The organism is SAR324 cluster bacterium, assembly GCA_029245725.1.
Classification (GTDB): Bacteria; SAR324; SAR324; order SAR324; family NAC60-12; genus JCVI-SCAAA005.
Genome location: JAQWOT010000025.1, coordinates 1 through 6,495, shown reverse-complemented (window position 1 = coordinate 6,495; position 6,495 = coordinate 1). Strand labels below are relative to the sequence as shown.

The 6,495-nt window shown below is 43.3% G+C and carries 6 protein-coding genes; 5 read left to right on the top strand and 1 reads right to left on the bottom strand.

Going from position 1 to position 6,495, the window contains the following annotated elements; all coding sequences use genetic code 11:
• A partial coding sequence (locus P8O70_00810; protein MDG2195424.1) for a hypothetical protein occupies window positions 1-368 on the bottom strand: 368 nt, incomplete at its 3' end.
• A gap of 158 nt (window positions 369-526) precedes the next feature.
• Here P8O70_00810 and P8O70_00805 point away from each other — a divergent pair.
• From P8O70_00805 to P8O70_00785, 5 genes are all read left to right on the top strand, one after another.
• The gene (locus P8O70_00805) at window positions 527-1,471 is read left to right on the top strand and encodes a DMT family transporter (GenBank protein ID MDG2195423.1); all 945 of its coding nucleotides are present in this window, start codon (window positions 527-529) and stop codon (window positions 1,469-1,471) included.
• Between the two features lies 1 nt (window position 1,472).
• A complete protein-coding gene (gene ada, locus P8O70_00800) occupies window positions 1,473-2,558 on the top strand; it encodes a bifunctional DNA-binding transcriptional regulator/O6-methylguanine-DNA methyltransferase Ada (protein ID MDG2195422.1) in 1,086 nt (361 codons plus the stop codon).
• 669 nt (window positions 2,559-3,227) lie between these two features.
• Entirely contained in the window at window positions 3,228-3,593 is a 366-nt protein-coding gene (locus P8O70_00795; GenBank protein ID MDG2195421.1) for a hypothetical protein, read from the top strand.
• Window positions 3,594-4,596: 1,003 nt separating this feature from the next.
• A complete protein-coding gene (gene fliG / locus P8O70_00790; protein ID MDG2195420.1) occupies window positions 4,597-5,604 on the top strand; it encodes a flagellar motor switch protein FliG in 1,008 nt (335 codons plus the stop codon).
• Between the two features lie 271 nt (window positions 5,605-5,875).
• Window positions 5,876-6,133, top strand: a complete 258-nt coding sequence (locus P8O70_00785; protein MDG2195419.1) for an RNA-binding protein — start codon at window positions 5,876-5,878, stop codon at window positions 6,131-6,133.
• The last annotated feature ends 362 nt before the right edge of the window (window positions 6,134-6,495 follow it).

Genomic DNA, 6,495 nt, shown 5'->3' with positions numbered 1-6,495 from the left:
CTAGGACCTTGCCAAAGATGGAGTCCACCGCTATCCAGAGCCAACATTGGGACTTTTTTTAGCGATGAAAGTGCGGAGCGACTTCGATGAAGGAGCAGGCCTCTGTCTGCGGTAGGTTCGCTGGGAGTGCTTGGGCAGCTTGCAGCAGCCAGCAAGAGAGTTTTGTGATGCACCCCGAGAATTCTGCCAATGGCTCTGAGACCCAGTCCTTCGAGGTATAGCTTTTGAGCTTTTTCTTTGAGGGCGGGATCCTTGCCCCTGCGCAGTGTCTGAAAGGTTCGACGGCAGGCTTGGCAACGGTAGCGTTGGGCGCCTCGATTCTTACCAAAGAGGATGTAGTCAGGATGAGCGCAGTGAGGACATTGCATCGTTAAAACTCTAAATCGTGGAGATTACTTCCTTTGTCCAAACTACGCAATTGCTCCAACACCAAATTTTCGAATTTAATCGCAAGAAACAGGATGTTTTTCTTGAGAGCCAAGGGGATACTTCACCTAACCAATATGCTTTATCTGTAGGTGAACTCATGTCTGCAAATCCAACCATCAATACTTCCATGACTTTTCATGAGTGGGGGTTGCTGTTCGCTCTTTCCATTCTTTGGGGTGGCTCATTCTTTTTTAACGGTGTAGCAGTCAGGGAACTGCCAACGTTCACCATTGTGGTTGGTCGGGTCGCCTTAGCATCTGTAGCACTCTTGCTGGTGATGAGAGTCACGGGTCAACAGTTCCCTAGGAATTCAAGAATTTGGATCGCGTTCGGTGGGATGGGAATGTTGAATAACGTCGTACCATTCAGTTTGATTGTTTGGGGACAGATACAAGTCGCTTCTGGTGTTGCTTCAATTCTCAACGCAATGACACCTCTATTCACAGTAGTAGTTGCGCATTTTATGACCTCAGATGAAAAAATGAATGGTAGTCGTCTTTTGGGGATTGTTATTGGTTTTCTTGGAGTTTTCACTATGATAGGCACTGATATGCTTGCAGGGATAAGTGCAAATTTCTTGGCACACATAGCAATTCTTTGTGCAGCACTCTCTTATGCTTTCGCGGGCATCTTTGGGCGTCGATTCAAAGTGATGGGGGTGTCACCGATAATCACAGCAACAGGACAGGTAACGGCCTCCAGTTTGTTTCTTGTGCCGATGGTGATCTTGGTTGAGCAACCATGGACTATGCCAATGCCAAGCGTAGCTGCCTTTGCCTCCCTTGTAGGGATTGCTGTTTTTTCGACAGCCTTAGCATACATTCTCTATTTCCGAATCTTGGCTACAGCTGGAGCAACAAACTTGTTGTTGGTTACCTTCCTAATACCAATCAGCGCCATTCTGCTGGGAATTGCTTTTCTGGATGAGAGTCTACTGCCGAAACATTTAGTGGGAATGTCTTTGATCGGTGCAGGTATGGCCGCGGTTGATGGTCGTCCCTGGAAGAAATTAAAGGCACTTTGGGCTACACGAGAGTTGTGATATGCAGCAAAATCAAGAAAAAGAGAGGAACGATTCCAGAGAGATTGATGAGCAACGCTGGCAAGCTGTTTGTAATCGGGACCAAGCGTGGGATGGTATCTTTGTTTTCACAGTGTGTACGACAGGTGTGTACTGTCGCCCTAGCTGCACTTCCCGAAGAGCCAATCGGGAAAATGTTTCGTTTCACGACACACCAGCACAGGCGCAGGCTGCGGGCTATAGAACTTGTAAACGCTGCAAGCCCAACCAAGTAGAATCTTCATCGCATAGCAAAGCCATCGCTCAGGCTTGCCGATCAATCGAGTTGGCAGAAGAAAATCTTGATCTAGCCAGATTGGCAGCATCAGCGGGTCTCAGCCCAGGTCATTTCCAGCGTGTATTCAAGGCACAGGTTGGCTTGTCTCCAAAACAGTATGCTATGGCGTTGCGGAAACAACGCTTCCGCAATGAATTGAAATCTTCAAAGACTGTCACCCAAACAATTTATGAAGCCGGTTACGATAGCCCATCACGAGCTTATGCTGACAACACCACACCAGGGCTAATGCCAAGCAAACACAAGAAAGGGGCTCAGGGAGAAACAATCCGTTATGCCCACCGCAATACAAGCCTTGGAATTATTCTGATTGCCACAACCGAGTGTGGAATCTGTTTGGTCGAGTTTGCGGAGAAAGAAGAAGTCTTGGGTATACTGGAGGCAAATTTCCACTCTGCAGAGCTACTAGAAGCAGAGGAAGATTGGCAAGAATGGATATCTGAGGTGGTGGCCCAGATTGATGATCCCCATCGAAGACAATCAAGCGATATGAAGCTTCCCTTTGATATTCGAGGCACGGTCTTTCAGGAAAAGGTGTGGCAGGCCTTGACCGAGATTCCATCTGGAGAAACGGTAAGCTATACCCAACTCGCCCAGTCTCTCGGACAACCCAAGGCAGCCCGTGCCGTGGCCAGAGCCTGTGCCTCTAATCATGTGGCAATCCTGGTTCCGTGTCACCGGGTGATTCGTGGGTCTGGAGATCTGGCAGGTTACAAGTGGGGCATCGAACGTAAGCAGAAAATTTTGGAACAAGAAAAAGATCAAAGATAGTGTGGCAAGCCTGCTTTACAGGAAGGAACTACCCGTCACAGTGGAAGGTGTAACTAGTTGGTGGAGTTAGGCTACAAGCGCACGTGGGTATAGTTGTGCGTGGAGTTAGCCTGATTTCATATGATTTTCTGTAAGGAAGATTTTGCAGCCCCCAGCGACTCTGGTGAAAATAATTCAAACATTTTTTTCAAAAGATGTATTATTGATCTAGAAAAATGCTGATCGACAACGAACATCTGCTATTTAACCAGCCGTATAACGACAGTCCAGCATAGAGCTTCTCCGGATTAACGGACTGTACCTCACTTCAGAAGCACTCCAAACGAATCGCTGACCAGAGTCACGACCAACTCACTGGCCTAACGGGTATTTCATGAAGAAATAATAGTTTTTTCATACCCACCGAATCGTTAGTCACTTCAGTTTGATGTCTCTCGGTCTGTCTCGACTAAAAAATTAGTTTGATCCCAAGAAATTTAGAATCTTACTGGAAATTGTTCCAGCAGATTGATTGGGTGCTCATAGTAGAGCATCAACTCTCAGAAAGCCTTTTAGAATTATTTTATGAACGAAGAAACCAGAATTGATCGATTGACAGTAAGTCCGGAAGAATTTGCAGAACTAACTGGGCATGGTTTGGCAATAGTCTATCGGTACGTGAATCTTGGAATGCCCTATAGCCACAGAGAAGTTCCATTAAAACAAGCCACTAAATGGCTATTAAATTTTCAAGAAAGAATAGAAAATTCGGAGAAATTTGGTCAACAAAAGGAAGCTGAGATGCCACTCAGTGAAATAGCTTTTCAAGAATCACCCAAAGAGAAAATGCGTGATGAGACAACGGTAATCGATGCCATCCAGCAAAGTGTGGGTGAGATCAAAAATCGTTTAGTAGCACTACCATTAAAATTAAATCCAGAGATAGAAAAGTTGGGTAATTCCTTGGATACTGTTCGGTTATTAGAGAATGAAATTATTGGGATTCTAATCGAACTTTCCAAGATGCAACTGAGTCCAAAAACAAATAATTGTTGATCAGGTTGATATTTCTTATGGGATAGAGAAAAAATTAGTGGTAGTGAGGCCTGTCTACTATTCAAAAAAGTACTTTTTTAGATGATTTAGAAACTACTCCCGACAGCCTGCGATCAAATCTCTGCAATTTTCACTAATTCTTATATGCCATTACGGAAATCATTTGAAACCAATAGCCTTGACAAAAATAGTCCTACTCACATTGGGTGTGTTGACGATCGCTGCATCATCTTTTGGGTCCAAACAACTGGAGATGACTCAACCGCTTGAGAGAAAAAGTTGTCTGGGCTGCAAGCCCATTACTAATTCAAAGGGAATAAGTAGGAATTACAATTCGATGAGAAGGAGCATGCTGGATGGAGTGCACCCGATAGGCATCAACCGAACATACAACTCAATGAGAAAAACTATGTTAGATGGCGCTAATCTCAAGAGTAACACGACAGAAGCAGTGGCTTGTAAACCTAGGAGATATAATGCTCACAAACCTTTTCAGGTTTGTTTCTAGCATCTTTCTATTAAAGTGGATAATTACTACCGAAGAAAAATAACTTGGGAGAAAGTCTTTGTACAAACCAAATGCTTGTAAAAAATATTTGATTGGATTGGGACTAGGGTGTCAAAAAATTAGCGGTGGAACAATTGCATTATGAAAGCTACAGATCTGAGAGACTGATGTGGTTACTAATTATTCAGGGTTGTATCTTCTTCAATAGATCCCAATTGTTCTCTCCAATTCTTCTAATCTAACCAAGCTTCAAGGGCCAAATATTTTTAATCATTTTTGCAGAGGTGAAATCAAAAACAAAATATTTTGCTAGCACAATATAGGTGAGAAGCATGTCTTAACGCTGGGATACATTAAAATTTGTTGCTCAGCAGTAGGTTTACTCTTTCATAACAGAGAGAAGACTTAATATTCGTTTTGCCAAGCTTTTTCAGTCGCGGCCCTCTACTCCTTGCTGAAACAGCAGGAACTTTATCTCTTGTTGGAGACAAACGAATGGCAGTTGGCAAACTGACGGGCCCTAAAAAGGCGGCAATTTTATTGCTTGCTTTGGGTGAAGAAGGTGCTGCAGCAGTGATGCAGAATTTAGAAGAAGCTGAAATCCAGCAGGTCGGCTACTTCATGACCCGCTTCAATGACATCTCCTCAGAAGAACTCGATCAAGTGCTGGAGGAATTCTACCGTCAATCGGTAATGAGTGATGGAGGAGGCGATCTCATGTCCTCACCCGACTTCATCAAAAACGCTCTCAGCAAAGCATTGGGACCAGACAAGGCCAAGGAACTGGGTGCTGCGATGAGTTCCCAGAACGAAGACATGGGGCTGGACGCATTGAGGTACATAGATCCCATCATGATTTCTAATTATATCCGCACTGAGCACCCCCAAACGATAGCCTTGATTATCTCCTACCTAACAGACATAGACCAAGCAGCCACTACTCTCAGAAATCTTCCAGAAAACTTACAGGCCGATGTGGTCTATCGTATCGCCTCTTTGGATAGCATTCCTCCCGGTGTAGTCAATGAACTCAATGAAGTTTTGACGGATGAAATGAAGCAAGCAGGTAGTATGGTGACCAAAGTTGGTGGAGTAGAACCGGTCGCTGAAATCCTAAACGCAATGGACAAAGCATCTGAAACGCGGATCCTTTCTACGATTGAAGAGTCTAATCCAGATTTGGCAGAACAAATTCGTGAGCTGATGTTTACCTTTGAAGACCTGACGTTGATCGATAGTAAGCAAATGCAGACGGTCTTGAAGGATGTCGATAAGGCTGATCTGGCAATGGCACTCAAGACAGCAAGTGATGCGGTGAAAGAGTTGATTTTGAGTTCCATGTCAACTCGTGCAGCTGAGATGCTCAATGATGATCTGGAAAATATGGGTCCTGTAAAAGTCGCTGATGTGGAAGGTGCTCAGCAAAAGATTATCAAGGTAGTCAAGAAGCTTGAAGAAGAGGGCAAACTAATCATGGCAGGAGCTAATGATGATGTTGTTTAGCATTTTTTTAGTATACAGCAGGACTTATTTTAGATGCATCAATAGCAACGGCAATTCATGAGAAGTTGCTTATCTATGGTGAAAGAACTTATGCACAAGCTGAAGTTTTTTTGTGTTCGGTGATATAATATAAAAATAAAGTGTTTTAATTTTTGTTTATCGGTATACTGGTTTTGCCAATCTAATTAATAGTATTGGAGACGTTGAGTGACCTGAGGCTTGGAATCACTCAACAACTTTTAAGGTCCCAAGCCAGTTCGTGAGAATTTTTGTGAATATTTACGTAGGAAATTTGGCCTTCAGCGTTTCTGAAGATCAGTTGCGATCAGCATTCAGCCAGTTTGGAAAAGTAAGCAAAGCCTCAGTAATTATGGATCGAGTAAATAATCGATCCAAAGGCTTCGGTTTTGTAGAAATGGATGATGCGGCAGAGGGAAATTCTGCTGTTGAGGCTTTAAATGGTCATCAAATAGATGGTCGAGCTTGGAAAGTGAATGAAGCCAAACCTCGAGAAAAATCAAGGTGGTAGAGACGCACTGATCAAGTGAGCAGAAACTAAAACCTTCTCTTTTGATCTTGAAGATGCTGCGAGTATACAATATTGGCAGCATCAACTTTTTACATACCCGCCCCTATCTTCCTCAGCCAAACTACCGAAACTATCCGTCGGTCTTGATCCGATCATCTCTCCACTAAATTGCTAGTTAGTATTATTCCAGTCGAATATGTATTCTCAGACTGGAGCAATCAGGAGACTGCGCATATCAACAATCTTCATAACTGCTTTATAAAAGTTCTCATTCATCAATATTTGGATCTGGTATTTTAATTTTTTTTGAACAGAATTTGGTTTTTATCTCACTCATAAAAATAAGTTGACTTTAATCTTTA